Annotated in this window: 17 protein-coding genes and 2 tRNA genes; all 19 read right to left on the minus strand. The window is 54.2% G+C overall.

Features of this window, described 5'->3' with window-relative positions:
* Nucleotides 1-49: 49 nt before the first annotated feature.
* The 19 genes from TX77_RS02010 to TX77_RS13990 all read right to left on the minus strand — a co-directional run bounded on the left by TX77_RS02010 (nt 50) and on the right by TX77_RS13990 (nt 14,990).
* Nucleotides 50-4,288, minus strand: a complete 4,239-nt coding sequence (locus TX77_RS02010; RefSeq protein ID WP_081651676.1) for a tape measure protein — start codon at nt 4,286-4,288, stop codon at nt 50-52.
* Entirely contained in the window at nt 4,275-4,460 is a 186-nt protein-coding gene (locus TX77_RS02015) for a hypothetical protein (RefSeq protein WP_044503171.1), read from the minus strand. Before TX77_RS02015 ends, TX77_RS02010 begins: the two co-directional genes overlap by 14 nt.
* 170 nt (nt 4,461-4,630) lie before the next feature.
* Nucleotides 4,631-5,008, minus strand: coding sequence for a hypothetical protein (locus TX77_RS02020; RefSeq protein ID WP_044503172.1), 378 nt, complete (start codon nt 5,006-5,008; stop codon nt 4,631-4,633).
* A 13-nt stretch (nt 5,009-5,021) separates the two neighbouring features.
* The gene (locus TX77_RS02025; protein WP_044503173.1) at nt 5,022-5,489 is read right to left on the minus strand and encodes a phage tail tube protein; all 468 of its coding nucleotides are present in this window, start codon (nt 5,487-5,489) and stop codon (nt 5,022-5,024) included.
* Nucleotides 5,490-5,501: 12 nt separating this feature from the next.
* On the minus strand, nt 5,502-5,906 hold the full coding sequence (locus tag TX77_RS02030; protein ID WP_230198004.1) for a hypothetical protein: 405 nt from the start codon (nt 5,904-5,906) through the stop codon (nt 5,502-5,504).
* Nucleotides 5,906-6,292, minus strand: coding sequence for a hypothetical protein (locus TX77_RS02035; protein ID WP_044503175.1), 387 nt, complete (start codon nt 6,290-6,292; stop codon nt 5,906-5,908). The genes TX77_RS02030 and TX77_RS02035 overlap by 1 nt, the downstream gene beginning before the upstream one ends.
* A gap of 2 nt (nt 6,293-6,294) precedes the next feature.
* On the minus strand, nt 6,295-6,756 hold the full coding sequence (locus tag TX77_RS02040) for a hypothetical protein (RefSeq protein ID WP_044503176.1): 462 nt from the start codon (nt 6,754-6,756) through the stop codon (nt 6,295-6,297).
* 4 nt (nt 6,757-6,760) lie between these two features.
* Nucleotides 6,761-7,615 (minus strand): phage major capsid protein, encoded by an 855-nt coding sequence (locus tag TX77_RS02045; RefSeq protein WP_044503177.1) that lies wholly within the window; start codon nt 7,613-7,615, stop codon nt 6,761-6,763.
* Nucleotides 7,615-8,295, minus strand: a complete 681-nt coding sequence (locus TX77_RS02050; RefSeq protein ID WP_044503178.1) for a hypothetical protein — start codon at nt 8,293-8,295, stop codon at nt 7,615-7,617. Before TX77_RS02050 ends, TX77_RS02045 begins: the two co-directional genes overlap by 1 nt.
* A 93-nt stretch (nt 8,296-8,388) precedes the next feature.
* The gene (locus TX77_RS02055) at nt 8,389-9,507 is read right to left on the minus strand and encodes a hypothetical protein (RefSeq protein ID WP_044503179.1); all 1,119 of its coding nucleotides are present in this window, start codon (nt 9,505-9,507) and stop codon (nt 8,389-8,391) included.
* Entirely contained in the window at nt 9,504-10,826 is a 1,323-nt protein-coding gene (locus TX77_RS02060) for a phage portal protein (protein ID WP_044503180.1), read from the minus strand. The genes TX77_RS02055 and TX77_RS02060 overlap by 4 nt, the downstream gene beginning before the upstream one ends.
* 10 nt (nt 10,827-10,836) lie before the next feature.
* Nucleotides 10,837-12,087, minus strand: coding sequence for a PBSX family phage terminase large subunit (locus TX77_RS02065; RefSeq protein WP_044503181.1), 1,251 nt, complete (start codon nt 12,085-12,087; stop codon nt 10,837-10,839).
* A 12-nt stretch (nt 12,088-12,099) separates the two neighbouring features.
* Nucleotides 12,100-12,756 carry a phage terminase small subunit gene (gene terS / locus TX77_RS02070; RefSeq protein WP_230198005.1) on the minus strand — a complete coding sequence of 219 codons (657 nt, stop codon included), beginning with the start codon at nt 12,754-12,756 and terminating at the stop codon, nt 12,100-12,102.
* 287 nt (nt 12,757-13,043) lie between these two features.
* Nucleotides 13,044-13,119 (minus strand) — tRNA-Trp (locus tag TX77_RS02075).
* 44 nt (nt 13,120-13,163) lie between these two features.
* A tRNA-Tyr gene (locus tag TX77_RS02080) sits at nt 13,164-13,241 on the minus strand.
* A 125-nt stretch (nt 13,242-13,366) separates the two neighbouring features.
* A complete protein-coding gene (locus TX77_RS02085) occupies nt 13,367-13,807 on the minus strand; it encodes a hypothetical protein (RefSeq protein WP_044503182.1) in 441 nt (146 codons plus the stop codon).
* Between the two features lie 12 nt (nt 13,808-13,819).
* Nucleotides 13,820-14,002: a hypothetical protein gene (locus TX77_RS02090; RefSeq protein WP_044503183.1), complete on the minus strand. Its 183-nt coding sequence runs from the start codon at nt 14,000-14,002 to the stop codon at nt 13,820-13,822.
* Nucleotides 14,003-14,015: 13 nt separating this feature from the next.
* Entirely contained in the window at nt 14,016-14,273 is a 258-nt protein-coding gene (locus tag TX77_RS02095; RefSeq protein ID WP_044503184.1) for a hypothetical protein, read from the minus strand.
* Between the two features lie 15 nt (nt 14,274-14,288).
* Nucleotides 14,289-14,990 carry a hypothetical protein gene (locus TX77_RS13990; protein ID WP_049917270.1) on the minus strand — a complete coding sequence of 234 codons (702 nt, stop codon included), beginning with the start codon at nt 14,988-14,990 and terminating at the stop codon, nt 14,289-14,291.

Genomic DNA, 14,990 nt, shown 5'->3' on the forward strand with positions numbered 1-14,990 from the left:
TTTGAGCTGGACCATGCGAGCTTATTTATCTCAATCGGGAATTTCCGCATTAGAATACACCTGCCTCAGTGCCGAAGTTACGGTCGTTTTCAAAAATGGCCTGCCGGATGGTATCAAGTCCCCCGTTACGCAAGAAATCGACGAAGGATGCGGAGTCCAGGGCGTTCACGTTAAGCGACACGTTATTGACCGCCTTGGGGTCCTTGTCGATAAGGCCCAACTGCTCAAACTTATCGCGGGATAACGGCAGGACGGCCTCATCGTGACGGCCCTCGCCGATCATGGCGACTGTCGAGCCCTTAGTGATACCGCCGGTAGCAAGCTTCGGGAGGTTGTTCCACGGCGCTCGCTGTAAGGCGGCCTGTTTACCGGACCACGTACCGCCGGCCAAAGCTCCCGCCATAGAGGTGCCCAAGGCTGCCGACGTACCCGTCGACAAGAGCCCCATAGCCACGCCGGCCGAAGCCGGGCTAAGAACGAGTTTGAAAAATGCTGCCGGGCCGAGTGCCGCCGACATGGCCGCGCCTTCCGCGGCTGTCTGTGCTACCGCTGCCGACGATTGAGCCTTGGCCATAGCGCTATTGACCAACATACCGGCCAACTGTTTTGCGTAAAATTGGACGACGACCTGGATAAGCGACTTGCCGAGGGCCTGGAAGGCATCGCCGAGGCTCTTAGTGCCCATGATCGTGTCAGTGATAGCACTGCTCAGGCCGTCAAAGGCCGTACTATAGAGACTTGCCACCATTTGAGCCGTCGAGGCATGCGCCGCCAGGTACGTCTCTTGGTAGGTGTCCAGCATCGCCTTCTGCGCCTCGTAGTCACTGAGACGGATTGCGTTAGCGTCGGTAAGGACCTCTTGCAATTTTTCGAGCGACATGAGGTTTTTAGCCTCATCGATATCGGCCTCGATGTCCTTAGCCTGCTGATAATAAGCCGTTTTCTCGTCGAGGTACGCCTTATACTGGGCCAATTCCTCGGCATACATCTGCCGCGCGAAAGAGAGCCGCCCATCGGCGGCCAGCTCATACGCTACGCCCTCATCATCCAAGGCCTTCAAAAATAGGGCCTTTTGCGACTCGGTCATATTGGTATAGTCTACGGCGTACTGCTGCCACCTGGTCCGGATAGACTCAATGGCCTTATCGTAGTCGGCCTCCATCTTAGACAGTGCCTTAGTGCTGGCCGTATCAGTGACGGCCGGAGCATTGGTCTTGATGTTACCGGCAATCTCCTGAGCCTTCGCCCGCAGCTGCTGTTCTTTCATGGCATCCTCTTCGACTGCCTTGAGGTGTTCCTGGGCGTACATCTCGTCCAATTTTGCCTTGTCCTTGGCATAGTTGGCATTAAATGCCTTGGTTTCCTCGAGTTTTTCGCGCTCCTTATCATACTTCCGGTCAACTAATTCCGCCTGTGTCGCCGTAGACTGTGCATAACTGTCGTCAATCTGCTTATGCGTCTGGATAGCCTGTTCTGCCATCCGTTTCTGATACTGGGCCTGCTGCTGGACAAAATTACCGCCGGAGCTTGCGCCCTCAGCTTGCACCTTGCCATAATTGGCCTTGACCTTGGCAGCATAATCGGCCTTATCGGCGCCGCCGTAGTAATCGGCTACGCCTGCCCAGGTGTCGCCGCCGTTGGCGTCAATCTTATCCTTGAGCATGGCAGCACCGGCCATAGCATTGCTAAGTACGTCGGTCTGATAATTCTGATAGAGGTCGCCGATGCGGACGCGGCCGCCGTTACCGTCGGAGATGTCCTGGTCGGGGCTCAGGATTTGCATCATTCCTCCCCCGTTACCGCCGGCCATCGTAAGACCGCCGATAGTATCGCCGCCGCTCTCACGCATGGCTACGGCCAAAAGTAAGGCCGGATCCAGATTGTAAGACGTAGCTGCGGCCCGGATTGCCTGCGTGTACTCACTGCGATCCCAATTAAATTGCGGCCGCTGGCTCATACTGCGGCCGGAGTCCTGAAAGCCCGCATATTCGGCCATACTGATGTAGCCGTAGACGTCAAAAGCGTCCCGGTGGTCCGTGTTATAGTGGGCAGATACGCCCTTGGAGCCGCCAGCGGCATAATAGCCGGTGCCGTTCTCATCGATCATGATGACATGGCCCTGCGGGTCACCCTCGCCGTCGTTAGTGATAGCAACGTCGCCAGCTTTCGGTACGTACCCGGAGCCGGCAGCGTGAAAAGCGCCTCCGGCGTTCTGGGCCCAGTAATTGGCGTTCGGACCGAGGTCCCAAGCGTTGCTTACACCGGCTTGTGCCCACGCATTTTCAATGTACGTTGTGCAGACCACTTGACCTTCACCGGTGCCGTAGCTAAGACCGGTTAACGCCTGGGCGTTGTAGATAGCTCCCTCACGAGGGTCGTAGTTATTGGTCTTACTGGATGCACTGCCACCCTTGCCGATAGCCTTCCCACCGTCAGCGCCATCAGCATCGCCAGCACTCTTAAACTGGGAATAGTCCGGTGTTCCGTGGTCAGTATCATCGTCGGCGGTCGTCTGGGCGTTTTGGTAGGTATCCTGATTAGCCTGCCGGCGTGCACGCTCTTCCGGTGTCATCTTATTACCCGCATTGCTCAATGCGTTATTGGTCTGGAATATCTTATTGATGAGCTTATTAAGCCAGCCCATGGCCGTCTGCACAAAGCCCTTGATGGTCTTGAGCCCGTCACTAGCCCATGCCGGCAGGATGGAGTCGGCCATATTACTCAAGGCATCGCCAACCTTACCGAGGGCCGTCGCCACCTTGTCATATAACATGTTAAATGTGGCGATAACGGCGGTAATAATGGTCGACACCATCGTAAGCCACCAGGACAGGACCGTAACTACAACGTTAATGACGGCGATGATTGCATATATAGCCGCGGTAAATACGGTCGCTAAGACAGTAATAAGCGGAGCTGCTGCCGATACCAAGTTGGCAATCGCCTGGCCAAGCTCTCCCCATAAACGTTTCAGGGATTCGCCTGCCATCTTAACGGCATCCATCGTCCCCGGCACGACATTAAGTAAGCCCTCCATCTTGTGCCCGGAGGACAAAAACGCCGCAATAGCGATACCAACGGCGCCGATCGCGATGCCGACCGGACCTAAAGCAATCAGGAAGCGGCCAAAACCGGTAATGAGCTGCGGCAGAGACGACAAGCCTGCCTTAAGACTGGTTCCAAGGCCCGCCATACTCGTGCCGGCACTGGATGCAGCCGCCTTAAATAGGGTCAAACTGGACGTTGCCGCAGCTACTCCCGGCGGAATCGCGAGAAGCCCCGCCTTAATCGCCGATAAGCCCTTGCCAAACGACCCGAGAAGCGGCACGGCGGCAAGTCGCGCCTGGAGGCTAAACTCCATAATTGCCGGAATCGTCGAGACTGTCAGGACGGTCGCAAGGCCCGCCGCGGCGATCTGCACCTCCGGCGGAATCATCTTAGACAAGGCCGCAGGGATGCCCTCATCCTTAACGAGGGCCGCAAACTCTTGCAGGGAATCACCGATTGTGGAAAAGAGGTCGGGCAGGTTAAGGGCATCAGATAACTGCAAGCCTAACGCAATGGCAGACTGGCTGATGCCGTCCATCATGTTGGACCACGAGCCCATAACTTGCTTAGACTGGGCGTCCATCATCCCGCCGAAACGCTCCTGCATCCCGCCGACAAGTGCCTGGAGGCCGGTCTGAGCATCAATCGCGCCATCCTTTACCATATCCATCGCCTGAGGTACCGATGTACCGATCTTGTCGGCCAGCATCTGCCAAGCGGGGATACCCGCCTCAGTCAGCTGGAGCATTTCGTCGCTCTGGACTCTTGCCTTAGCGGCCATCTGGCCAAGTGCAATCGTGATGCGGTCGATGCCCTCTTTGCCAAGGCCGACGCCGGCAGCGGCATCGCCAACCGCACGAAGCGTAGGGATGACTTGGTCCGCGGTAAATCCGAAGGCTAGGAATTTCTGGGTCGCACGGGTCACGTCGTCAAATTCAAACGGCGTTTTGGCGGCAAAATCCTGCAACTTACCGAGTAAGTTCTGGGCCTCCGCTGCACTTCCCAGCATGTTTGTCATGGCGGTCTCTACCTGTTGGAAGCCGCCGGCCGCCTGGACCATCTTAGCACTCAAGGCCAAAAAACTAGCCCCGACGGCCGCAATACCCGCGGCCAGGCCTCGGGACAAGGCTAGGGATTCCCCGAACGAGGACTTAAGCTCGGCGTTGGTACGCCGCAGCTCGCTCCTTAATTGGGAGCTATTAGCCCCAATCCGTACTATAATACTGCTAATCGTCGCCATAGCCGGCCTCCTCTCTCTGCTGGCGGAATCGCGCCAAAAACTCTTCTTTTTCCCGGCGTAATTCGCCGGGCGTCTTATCGTGTAAAAACGGCTTGACCAAGTCCTTAGGCTGTATTGGTCGCTTGGTGTGGACGCTCATCATATTACTGACGTACCAAGCGCATACATACATATGGTCCTCCCGACGCACCTTATAGCCGTCTATCAGCTTGTTAAGCTCCATCGGTGTAAGCCGATAGAATTCCCAGGGCTTAAGGCCTAAGGGCCCGTAAGCTTGTTCCTCGGCCCATTCTAACCATTCAAAAAAAGACGGAGGCGGCTTGTCGTCGCCTCCCTCCGCCTCTAATCTTTTTTTTCATCGGCCACTTCCTCAGCCGCTTTTTTGGTCATCTCTTCCGGGAATGCTGCATAATAGGCTGCCTTTCCGAGGATACCACTGCCGGCAATGGCCTTAACTGCCGGAACATAGAGGTCCTCCTCGAGGCTCATCCCGTCATCGAGTAACTCCTGGATACGCTGCGCGTACCACAAGGCATTGCGCTTTTTATGGTGCGCCAAACCAATAACAAGGATATGCGTTAATACCGTTAAATTAAGCTCCTGCTTACTTACGATTTTGCTGATACCCTCGCCGCAAGCCTGCTCAAGCTGCATGAGCCGCGCAATGTTAAAATACATATACTGGCCTTCGCCAAAGACCTCAAAAGGTACTTTTTTCATTCGTCAGGCCTCCTTATTTAGCCGGTGCCGGCTGCAATTCAGACAGCGGGCCATTGCCGGACAACGTTCCTTTGATGGTAGCGGCATCGTCGTATTTAGTCGATAAGCTGAGGTCCGTGATAGCCGCCCATCCGGAGCGATATTGTCCGTCCGGGTACTCAAACTTAACTTGCACCACCTGGCCATCATTGAAGGCGTCCTCCAGGAATAATGCGCCGGCATCGTTGAGGATAACAACGGACTCAAGGTCAATCGACCATTCACGGAGCCCCGCAAGCGTCGACTTCCAGCCGCCGGACGTCTTATTACTGGTGTCGATGGAGTCCGCCTTACGAGACAAGTCGCCGCTGCGCTGGCCGCCTAAAAGCGTCCAGGTCGGTGTTGCCTCCGACGTGCCCGTATTGAGATAGATGAGATAGTCCTTGCCTACCGTTGCAATAGCTCCGGTGTCAGTAGGTTTTGCGTAAGTACGTGTTGCCATTATTTAGCCCTCCTAATCTGCATAGTTAACTATAAACGAGAATATAGCCAGCCCAATATTAACAATACCGGCCGGCGTCGCAAATACGACCTTATCGACGTTACTGTCCTCAGCCCAGCCGTCGATGGTCGCGTTTTCGGTGAGAACGTCCTTGACCTCCATCGCGAGGTCCTCAAGGTATTGCGCGTCCATCTCTTTGCCCCTGGGATTGGGGCAGATAAGCTCAATCGTAAATGTTGCCGATGCCTGCCGCCGTGTCTTGTGACACGGCTCAAACGTGATTGAGTCGCAGCAGATATACCCGGTAAGCTCCTTAGGGTATGTCGGGCCGAGGACGGCCGTCCGCCATACGACGTCTGGGAATTCCTCGGACAGGATCGCCTGGATTTCATCGGCAATTCTTCGGAATCTGTTCACTAGCCGCGGGATAGCCTAATTACCCCGACTCCCCCCTTCCCGCTGCCGTCGATGCCGTCAATGGCCATATCCTTATACGTCAGGCGGCTCTCAAGGTCCTTAGCCAATTGGACGTACATCTTATACTTTTGGTAATAGATGTCCTCCGAGCGGCTGCCGTCGACCATGACAGTCGTATCAGAGCCCACCATGGCCGCAGCACATTCCCGGCAGGCAATAGCCTTGCCGAGCTGCTGGACCACAATAGACGGTGGGAGTTGTATCTCATCATCGCTAAGGCCAAAAGAGACGGCCAGGCGATGGAGGTAAGCGTTGGCGTACGCGATATCACTATCCCTACATGTGAGGATATTATCCGTAATGTCGACTTGCCCGATAAACTCCATCGTTACACCTCCCCAACGGCCCGTTCAATCGCCCGCTCAAACCGCGTAATAACGCGACGTTGCTCACGATGAGCTGCGTCAAACAAAAACGGGTCCTTATCGGTGCCCGGATGATTGACCCGTTTTGCAAACACAAAATCGCCGCCGGCTGTCCAGCGCAGGGCAAGCTTACGCCTCGGCTGGATGCGGTGCCGCGGCGTGCCCTGGTGCAGAAATATCGTAACCTTACGAGTTGTACCCACTGTACCCACAAGACTATCACGACCCGACTTGATAGCCGTCTTAATGGATCGTTCGGCGTCGCCTCCGCGCGTGATGAACTTATGATGCTCCCGTGCCGACGTCTGGATATAACTTACGGCATCGCCCATAGCCTGCCTAAGCTGCTTTTTGGCCCCGGGCGTGATGCGGTCAAGCCGAGACATAACCTCATCAAGCCCGCGGACGTCTACGCTGAGCTGCATAGGCTTATGCGCCCGTAGCGGTTGCCGATGCCGTCATGCAAGCCAGCGCACCCGGCTGGACGACCTGAGCGCCATACACAAAGAGCCCCTTAATCGCGTCACAAAACGACTTTTCGGGACGGAAGGCCTCCGTTTTGGCAATCTGAGACGCATAAGAGATAGCGTCGGTTGTGCCAGCGAGAATCTTATACTTACCCGCCGTATTCGGGACATTGTTGGACTGGTAAATATTAAATCCCGCAGCCGTGCCAATAAAGCCATTAGTAAGGACTGCATCCGTCTTAGCCGTTCCGGCAGCGACGAAACGGTCATCCTTAAGCATCAGGCCGTAAAACCACGACGGCACGACGACAAAACGACCATCGGCGCGAACGTTCTTGTCGTCGAGTGCCCCGCGAAGGTCAACGAGGGACTCATAAGCCTGAGCTGCCGAGGTCAGCGCCAACGGCTTAGCGTCGGTACCAAGGCCCGTAGTTACGCCGGCCTTGGTGTGAAATGCCGCGATATACTGATCTACGACGTCACGGACCGCATACGATGCTCTCTGCATCGCACTGTCAATCAAATTGACGTTAGCCTGGGCCGCGTCAACGTCATCGACCTTAAATCCAAAGTATTTCTGCTGATCCACGACCAACTGCGTCGGCGTGCCGTCTACGTCGTCCAAGGTAATATCCTTAGTCTTATCGTAATCGCGGACTGCAACATCCCCGATTTGATTGATAATAACCGTGTCGCCTGCCTGGCTGATATTGCCCTCGTAATCGCGATTGCACAAATTTCCATATACAAGAGCTTTATCGAGATGAGCCAAAAGTCTAGCTTCCCAAATGGTCGGAATAAACGTTTTAATAGCCATTATTGTCCTCCTTTGCTAATTGCGTCCCAGTTGGCGTTAATATCCTCCCGAGACATGGTCTTAAGATCATCCATTGTGTACTTCTTAGCGCCGGCACTGGATCCGCCAGCCGCCCCGCTGCCTGCCTGGCTGTCGTTTTTCACGGCCCAGGGATTGGCCTTAAGCCATCCCGCAACGCCATCGGCAATAGACAGCTCTCGATCACCGTCTTTATAGGTCAGGCTCCCGTCGTCGTTCGCGGCAACGTTACCCAGCAATACCTGGGCAAATACGTCCGGCTTGACCGCCTTGCCGTCGGTAAGGGCTGTCAGTACTTGAGACTTGATAGCCTCCTGGATGCGTTTCTGCTTTTCCTCGGCCGCCAGTTTTTCGCTTGCCGTGTACTTGTCAGTAAGCTCCTTAACCTGTTTTTGCAGGGACTCGACTTGGGTCCCTAATGCGGTCGGGTCACCGCCGGCCGCCTGTAATGCTGCCAAAGTGGCCGCTAAGTTTTTGAGGTTCCCGTCCTGGTCACCTCCGTTACGCAAGTTCAGCGCGTCGAGAATTTTGTTTTTCTCGATGCGGTTTTTAGCGGCTTCTTCGCGAGTGCCGCGGATTACGTCCTGTAAGTCTGCGACCATCGTGCCGCCGTTCTCGATTTTGCTTAACGCTTCGTAGATTTGTTCCAATGTGTAGGGCATGTCATATACCTCCGGCCCTTTCGGGCACAAAAAAAATAGCCGTTCTTTAGTGTCTGCGGCCCCGCGTCATGCGGGAAAAAAGACAAGTCAATATTATGTTTTTAAGCGACTGGTCGCCGTCTCGGCGGACCAATTACGCATGTGGGCACGCCAGTCGTCGCCTTGTGCCCACGCCTTAGCGCCCTCGACGCCAAGGACGTCGCGCCGCTGTCCCTTGTTAAGAGTATGCAGCCAGGCGTCTCCTCCGGTCTTGATATGATCCTGCGGGCGTCGATTAAGCTCCGAGGCATATACCGGCACTAGATGACATAAGCAGTGAGGATGTACCGGCAGCATCGGGGTCTTATCCTTAGGGTATAAGCCCCTGCCTAGTCCCCATAGATTGCTCTGCGCGTACATGTCGCAAATGTCAAAACGAGGGTGCCGGCTTGATAGTCTCCATCGGTAGGCGACTACGTCGTCATCATCGTCATACTGGGCATGGAATCCATCGGCCCAGGCCCTGGCGGCCTCAGTCCTTGCGATGCGCTCGGCTACATACCGGCTGCGCTCCTCAACTGCGGTGCGAATAGCCATATGCAAGGCCTCGTCATCAAGCTCCATTACGCCGTCCAATAGCTTGCGATAAGCTGTCTTAAGGGCCTGATTAGGTGCATCGTCCTGCCCCAGCCGCGCGACTTGCCTGCGGGCCTGTCGTATCTGTCGGAGTAATAACTCACGATCAGCAGCCGTCAAGTTGGACCGCCGCGCAAAATCGACGATAGACTGCATATACTGTGGCAACTCCTGCCGGCGGATAATGCGTTGACCGCTGTTATAGCCGTCGTACAACGCTCTTGCCGCCTGCATTGCGTGCCGACTAAGTCGTTGCTGGCCTTGTATCGTTGCAATGATATTGCGCCTCATTTCCCGCTCAACGCCGTGCAATTTCTCCGATAGGATCATGCCGGACGGGTCCCAGGCGTCCGTAAGCTCCGGCAGTAAGGGTATTGCCGGCACGCCTTGACCAATGGCCACGGAGTCCATAATAGCCCGATGCACTGCGTCCCGGAGAAATACCGCTACGCCTGCGACCTGCATCGCCTTATTAACGGCCTCGGCTGCGGGATAGCCGTCCGCCAGGTAGCTTGCTACTAGTGCAGCGACCATCTTACTTTTTTCGCGGTAGAGCGCCGAAAAACCGGCTAATACAGATTGGATAGGGCTGCTCATGCCTCATCGCTCCCTCCGGGCGGCTCACTGTGCTCCTCATCGGCGCGGCTGGTCTCCATCTCCGAGACCAGCGCGTCGAAGCGGTCGTCGGTTAGATCTGGGCAATACGCGCCCAGGACCTTTTTTAGGACCTCTTCCCGCAGGCCGTCAGTCAGCCCCATATCGAGGACCATCTGCGCCTGTGTGAGCTCGTTGGCGACGTCCACAATGCCAAAGTCATCGGGATAAGTGACGGTGTAGTCGATGCTACCGTTAACCCAGCCGGCTACAAGGTCGACCATAGCCTCCTCGGCCTTAGCACATTGCAACGCAAAATTGGCAAGCTGCTGGTTGGTCCGCTCAAATTCCCACTGCCGCGCGATGCCCGAATTATTGTTCTGCGTCGTCGAGATGACAAAAGACAGATTGGCCATCCGGTACATCTCTTGGATGAGGGACCCTATCTGCGTTTGCAAAATGGCTGCGGGGTCCGATGGAGGCGCGATGAATGCCGGCGAATGAGCACTATCAGGGCTATAGCCTAGTGCGTTGTTAGTCCCGACGACTAGATCATTGGCGTCCAGTGTCGGGATCGTCAGCAGCGGAAACGTCTGATTGCGGAGAATCTCGCCGAGCCAAGAGCAATGATTGTATAACGCTTTGGCTGTCCGGGCGATCGGCATCAGCTCCGGTGTCGGCAGCATGGTCTGCTGCTCAAGCATCCGGGAAAATAACGGTACGACAGGAACGCGGCCAAGGTTATGCTTACCCGATGCCCGGCCCAGGTCATCGCCCCACACGGCCCAGCCATCCCGGTCATAGCGGGTGTAACGATACTGGACGCGGCCGTCCTGGATACTTGATACCTCCTGGAATTGGATATATAAGAGTGCGCCTATCTTGTCGATGCCGTACTCGACGACGCTCTCCGGCCCCATGATGTAGGCGTAAGGCAACTCCCGGTGCTGGATCATTTCTGCCAGCGTCCGGGCCTGCTGATCGCGGACGTTATCCACGACCAGGAATGCGACGCCGTACACCTTGGCCATAATCGCAGCACGCTTGAGAAACATGTGGATGCCCGTGCCGTTGGTGTCGACGTCGTCCAAAAACGCCTTGACGGCGCTCTCGGCGGGTCCGGAGTAGTCGCGGAGCGGTTGCCGCTTAAATATCGGGTCAACGAGAGCATTGACGATAGGCGCAAAATAGTTAAGGTAATAAGCGTTCTCGCGCCGGAATTGATAGTCCTCGTTAGACTCCCTCTTATGCTTATTGAGGTAGCTCCCTGTCGCAAATCCACCGGCGCCGTAATATGCATCTCTAAGTAAGTTGTAGTCCATAATTGCCCTCCTAATAGTTGATGCGCTTGGCTACGACCTTATCGCGGGTCATTACCTCTGACATGGCGTAGCGCACGGCGTCGATAGCATGGTTGTTAGCGTCAGGGTACGCGGATATAAATTGCCCGTCCTTGTTACGCTCGTACTCGTAGCCGACAAACTCCTTGTACGTGTTCGGGCATCGGCGCTTATCGATGTAGATGTGCGCCCGATTTTGCAGCCACCTCATCCCAAAGGGCACGCTGTCCGGCCCCTTCCGGGCTCCCGATATCCGCAGCCCATAATCGGCCATCTCGGCGATGCTCTTAGGCTCCGCACTATCAGCTAATAGCCGGCCGCCATTGATGCGGCTTAGGATCTTGCGAGACGCTTGGCTGCTAGTCAGTTTCTGCTGATACAGCTCATCGTAGATATACAAGGCCTCGTGCTTAGCGTCGTAATGCGTGGCTACGTAGGCCAGCGGGTCGACGGCAAACCCAAAGTCAAGGCCGTAATATAACCGGTCAAACTGGGCTACCATGTCATCCGGCATCGGCAAGTCCTCGACATTGTCAAATACCGCGCCACCGGTGCCAGTTACCTCACCGAGGTACTCATGGCGATAGGCTGTCTCGTTTTTGGCCTTGAGTTTCTCGGCCTCCAGCAAAAACTGGTCGCCGAGCCACTCCAGCGGTACGTCCAGGTAGGTCGTCCGGTGCACCATCCGGTCAGGGTAGTCGATAAGGACCTCCTCGTTAACCCAATTATTGCGGGATTTAGGCGGATTGTACGATGAGAATACCCAATACTTATCGCCGCCGCGAAGTAGCGACTGATTGAGGTTACGTATCTCTTCCATGCCGCTAAACTGGTCAAGTTCCTCGTACCAGACGATGCCGATATATCCAAACGGCAGCTTGATAGACTTGACCTTCATGGGATCGTCGACGCCGAAAAACAGTATTTTCTGGCCGGTATCCCGATAAATAATCTCTTGCGGCGACGTCAGGCATCGGAAACGACCAATCACACCGAGCTGCTCAAGTCCCCATTGTATTTGTGGGTACACGCTATTTTTGATGGTATTGCCAACCTTGCGTAATACGACCGCATGACACTCCGGATGCTGCATCAATAGCAGCGGCACCTCGATGCCGACAAAAGACGACTTCGTCGATCCACGGCCGCCCGGAAGCCAGTAGAAGGTATGTCCCTGGGCCTGCACATCCCAGAAGACAACATCGAAGGACGGAGCGATATGATCTGCAATATTAAGCTCCACACATATCTCCCCCTATCGTCGGAATACAAACGATACTGCATCCCCGGTATTGCCGGTTTGCAGGTCCGCGACTTCGGCCTTGAGTTTCTCGATCCGCAGGCGCTGCTCTTCGTCCGCGAGTCCCTGCCGGCACATCTCGTCATATTGCTTAATCATCGAGTTAAGTGTTGCCATTGCCCGGGCCTGGGCCATCAAGAAATTAGCCTGCCGGTTGTCCGCAAACTGGACCTCAAACTCTATTTCCTTCGTCGAGTCCCCGTATTTCTTGCGACGTACCAACATGCTATGGTCTTTTTCGTTATCGACATACATGATCTTCTGGGCTCGAATAATAGCCGCATACTTGATACAGATATTTTCCCATAGAATATCTATCGCCGATTTTTCCTCCAGAGCCTCAACTAGCTCCCGCGTTTCGTCCGGCAGATACTTAGCATATAGCCCATGCACAAGCGCATTCTGATTGCCCTTATGGCTCTCACCGGAGCCGACGGCGTTATTATTGTAATAAGGTGCACCCGTTTTTTTGTGTGCACCCTTCTTACGGGTCCATTTGTATCGCCGCTGCCACGACTTGACGGTGTTGAGCGATACGCCGTGTTTTTTCGCGATATCCTTATATTTCATGCCCTTAACATAATCGTTATAGGCTTTTTCCTGCGTTGTCACATACTCACCACCTCCGGCCGTCGTTGTTTGTTCCGTAATCCACGCCCTTACTTGATGACTCTATTCCGGCTGCCAGGATACACCGGCCCATGATTGATAGACGTTCGGCGGTCTATTGGCTTGCGATAAGACTTACAAGGCGTAGGCCCGCCGTTAAGATCTGCCTCGATAACACATGCCCCGCGCTTATTGTGGGTACAGTCATACGATCTACACATCGCGCAGCCTCCTTCCGGGCACGAAAAAAGGAACCTAGCACGTTGTCTAAGTTCCTTAAATATTTTTTGTGGCAGGACCGGAAGGACTCGAACCTTCAACCGCTGGTTTTGGAGACCATCACTCTACCAATTGAGCTACAGCCCTATGCACCCTCCCCTGTTGTAAAGATTGCGGATAAGGGAGGGAAAAAGCCGGGGCCGGACTTGAACCGGCGACAGGTGAGGGCCTATAACCCCTCAAGCTCTAGCCAACTGAGCTACCCGGCCATGACGGCCCCTAAGGGCCTGTGACAGTGTGTGGGATGGCGGCAATCAGCGCTTAACGTTGTGTACTGGTGCGTATCACGAGCCGCCGCTCATCCCCAACTCTCTACAATACCAGTATACTCCTTTTAGAGGTCACATTGAGTTACCTTTTGGAGGAAATCCTTATGTATAGCCGTGAACGATTGGAGTGCCCGCCCGTGTACCCTGAAAATATACTTAGGGTTATAATGTTGCTCCTCTGCGATATCATCCCAATCCATGTTATTGATATACCTCGCGTATAAGATATCTTGATAGGTAGCCTCGGGCAGCATGTCAATGCGGTTTTTAGCTGCTATCCTCATATCAATAAGGACGTCCCACTCGTCGTTGACCCGGTCAAGATATCGCTCTAGCTTGATATACTTATCAGCAATATCAGAGATCTTAGACCCGGACACTCGCTCCGTCAGGCTAGCAGCCTTAAGCGTCAATATATCCGCCTGGACCTCAAGCAATTCCCGTTTAACCTGTTGTAACTTATAGCGCTGGCGCCTGATGCGCCCCAAGTACTCTTTAGCTGTCATCAAGTCACTTCCTTACAGCAACACCATAATATAATGGGGGCTTTGCGCGACCTTGTAGCCCCATTCCTCGACCGTCTGCATGACGGCAGTGTCGACGTCCTGGTCGCCAGTCTTTCTTATTCGAGCCGAGTAGTACCCTTTTTTAATCGCATTTTTCACTTTGTTCTCAACGTACTGTTTTGTCAGCATTATCATATTCCCACGTCCCTCATTGTTCCCGGCTAAGCAAGTCCAGTGCATACATAACGGAGTCTGCTACGGATTCGAGATTGTCCAAACTGTCATACAATTCGTCCGTATCCCAGTCCATCAAGCCGGCGTCGCCAAGCTGGTCCGTTAGTGTCATCGCTTCGTCGCCCAAAGCCCCGTAAAACGTCCGTTTCATCGTCGTGCGCCCGATTTCTTTATCGCCTTCTTCGACAACTATGGTGTATCCATTCTTATTGATAATTACTTTTATTTCCATGTCATTACCTCCTAATTAATCACCATAAGGGGTATATTTCAAGCCCTCTATACGGCTTAACAAAAGCTCTACCTCATGTTCTTCCAGCCATCCAATAACGTCGTCTGTGATTTCCGTGGAATAGCATATTTCCCCATGTTTTAATACGGCCAGTTCCCACATGCCTTCGGGGCCGCCATATGTACGAGGCCCCCGGCTAACGTTAGCGCCGTAATTGTTGTCAAACCGGAAAATATTGATCTCGTTGCCCGTATCCTGGTCAATATATGCGTGTATTGACTTATATCTGCCAAACTTTTGAGGGATGATATCCTTTGGCAGATCTCCCACGATCGCCAGTCCCTGACAGCCACACGGCTGGCCGTTGGCATCCCGGACCAGTGGCCCGGGAACGAGGAAATCAGTACGTTGTGGAAGAGCCTCTGCAACGAGTCGAGATACAACATAATAGGTGCCTTCTTCCGGATACGGCACATTTTCGACGGCTCCGGCAAAATCCTGATAGGTAATTGTAATACCATCAATATACCCCGCGATAGTCGACTCCTGATGGCATCTAGGGATAGGCCTGTCAGATACGGGGATATCTCTAAGATGACGGTGCCCGTCGAAAATATTAATTATGTGGGGCGTTAAATTAATAATTTTTACCTTGTATTTATCAGGGTCAAACGGTTTCATCCTTTTTAATTGCCCATTTTCAAATTCTTGCTGCAT

The sequence above is a fragment of the Megasphaera massiliensis genome, from assembly GCF_000455225.1.
GTDB lineage: Bacteria > Bacillota > Negativicutes > Veillonellales > Megasphaeraceae > Megasphaera > Megasphaera massiliensis.

Coding starts and splice junctions, on each gene's coding strand:
- TX77_RS02010 (WP_081651676.1), bottom strand. CDS start 4,288: ATGGCGACGATTAGCAGTATTATAGTACGGATTGGGGCTAATAGCTCC.
- TX77_RS02015 (WP_044503171.1), bottom strand. CDS start 4,460: ATGTATGTATGCGCTTGGTACGTCAGTAATATGATGAGCGTCCACACC.
- TX77_RS02020 (WP_044503172.1), bottom strand. CDS start 5,008: ATGAAAAAAGTACCTTTTGAGGTCTTTGGCGAAGGCCAGTATATGTAT.
- TX77_RS02025 (WP_044503173.1), bottom strand. CDS start 5,489: ATGGCAACACGTACTTACGCAAAACCTACTGACACCGGAGCTATTGCA.
- TX77_RS02035 (WP_044503175.1), bottom strand. CDS start 6,292: ATGGAGTTTATCGGGCAAGTCGACATTACGGATAATATCCTCACATGT.
- TX77_RS02040 (WP_044503176.1), bottom strand. CDS start 6,756: ATGCAGCTCAGCGTAGACGTCCGCGGGCTTGATGAGGTTATGTCTCGG.
- TX77_RS02045 (WP_044503177.1), bottom strand. CDS start 7,615: ATGGCTATTAAAACGTTTATTCCGACCATTTGGGAAGCTAGACTTTTG.
- TX77_RS02050 (WP_044503178.1), bottom strand. CDS start 8,295: ATGCCCTACACATTGGAACAAATCTACGAAGCGTTAAGCAAAATCGAG.
- TX77_RS02055 (WP_044503179.1), bottom strand. CDS start 9,507: ATGAGCAGCCCTATCCAATCTGTATTAGCCGGTTTTTCGGCGCTCTAC.
- TX77_RS02060 (WP_044503180.1), bottom strand. CDS start 10,826: ATGGACTACAACTTACTTAGAGATGCATATTACGGCGCCGGTGGATTT.
- TX77_RS02085 (WP_044503182.1), bottom strand. CDS start 13,807: ATGACAGCTAAAGAGTACTTGGGGCGCATCAGGCGCCAGCGCTATAAG.
- TX77_RS02090 (WP_044503183.1), bottom strand. CDS start 14,002: ATGATAATGCTGACAAAACAGTACGTTGAGAACAAAGTGAAAAATGCG.
- TX77_RS02095 (WP_044503184.1), bottom strand. CDS start 14,273: ATGGAAATAAAAGTAATTATCAATAAGAATGGATACACCATAGTTGTC.
- TX77_RS13990 (WP_049917270.1), bottom strand. CDS start 14,990: ATGCAGCAAGAATTTGAAAATGGGCAATTAAAAAGGATGAAACCGTTT.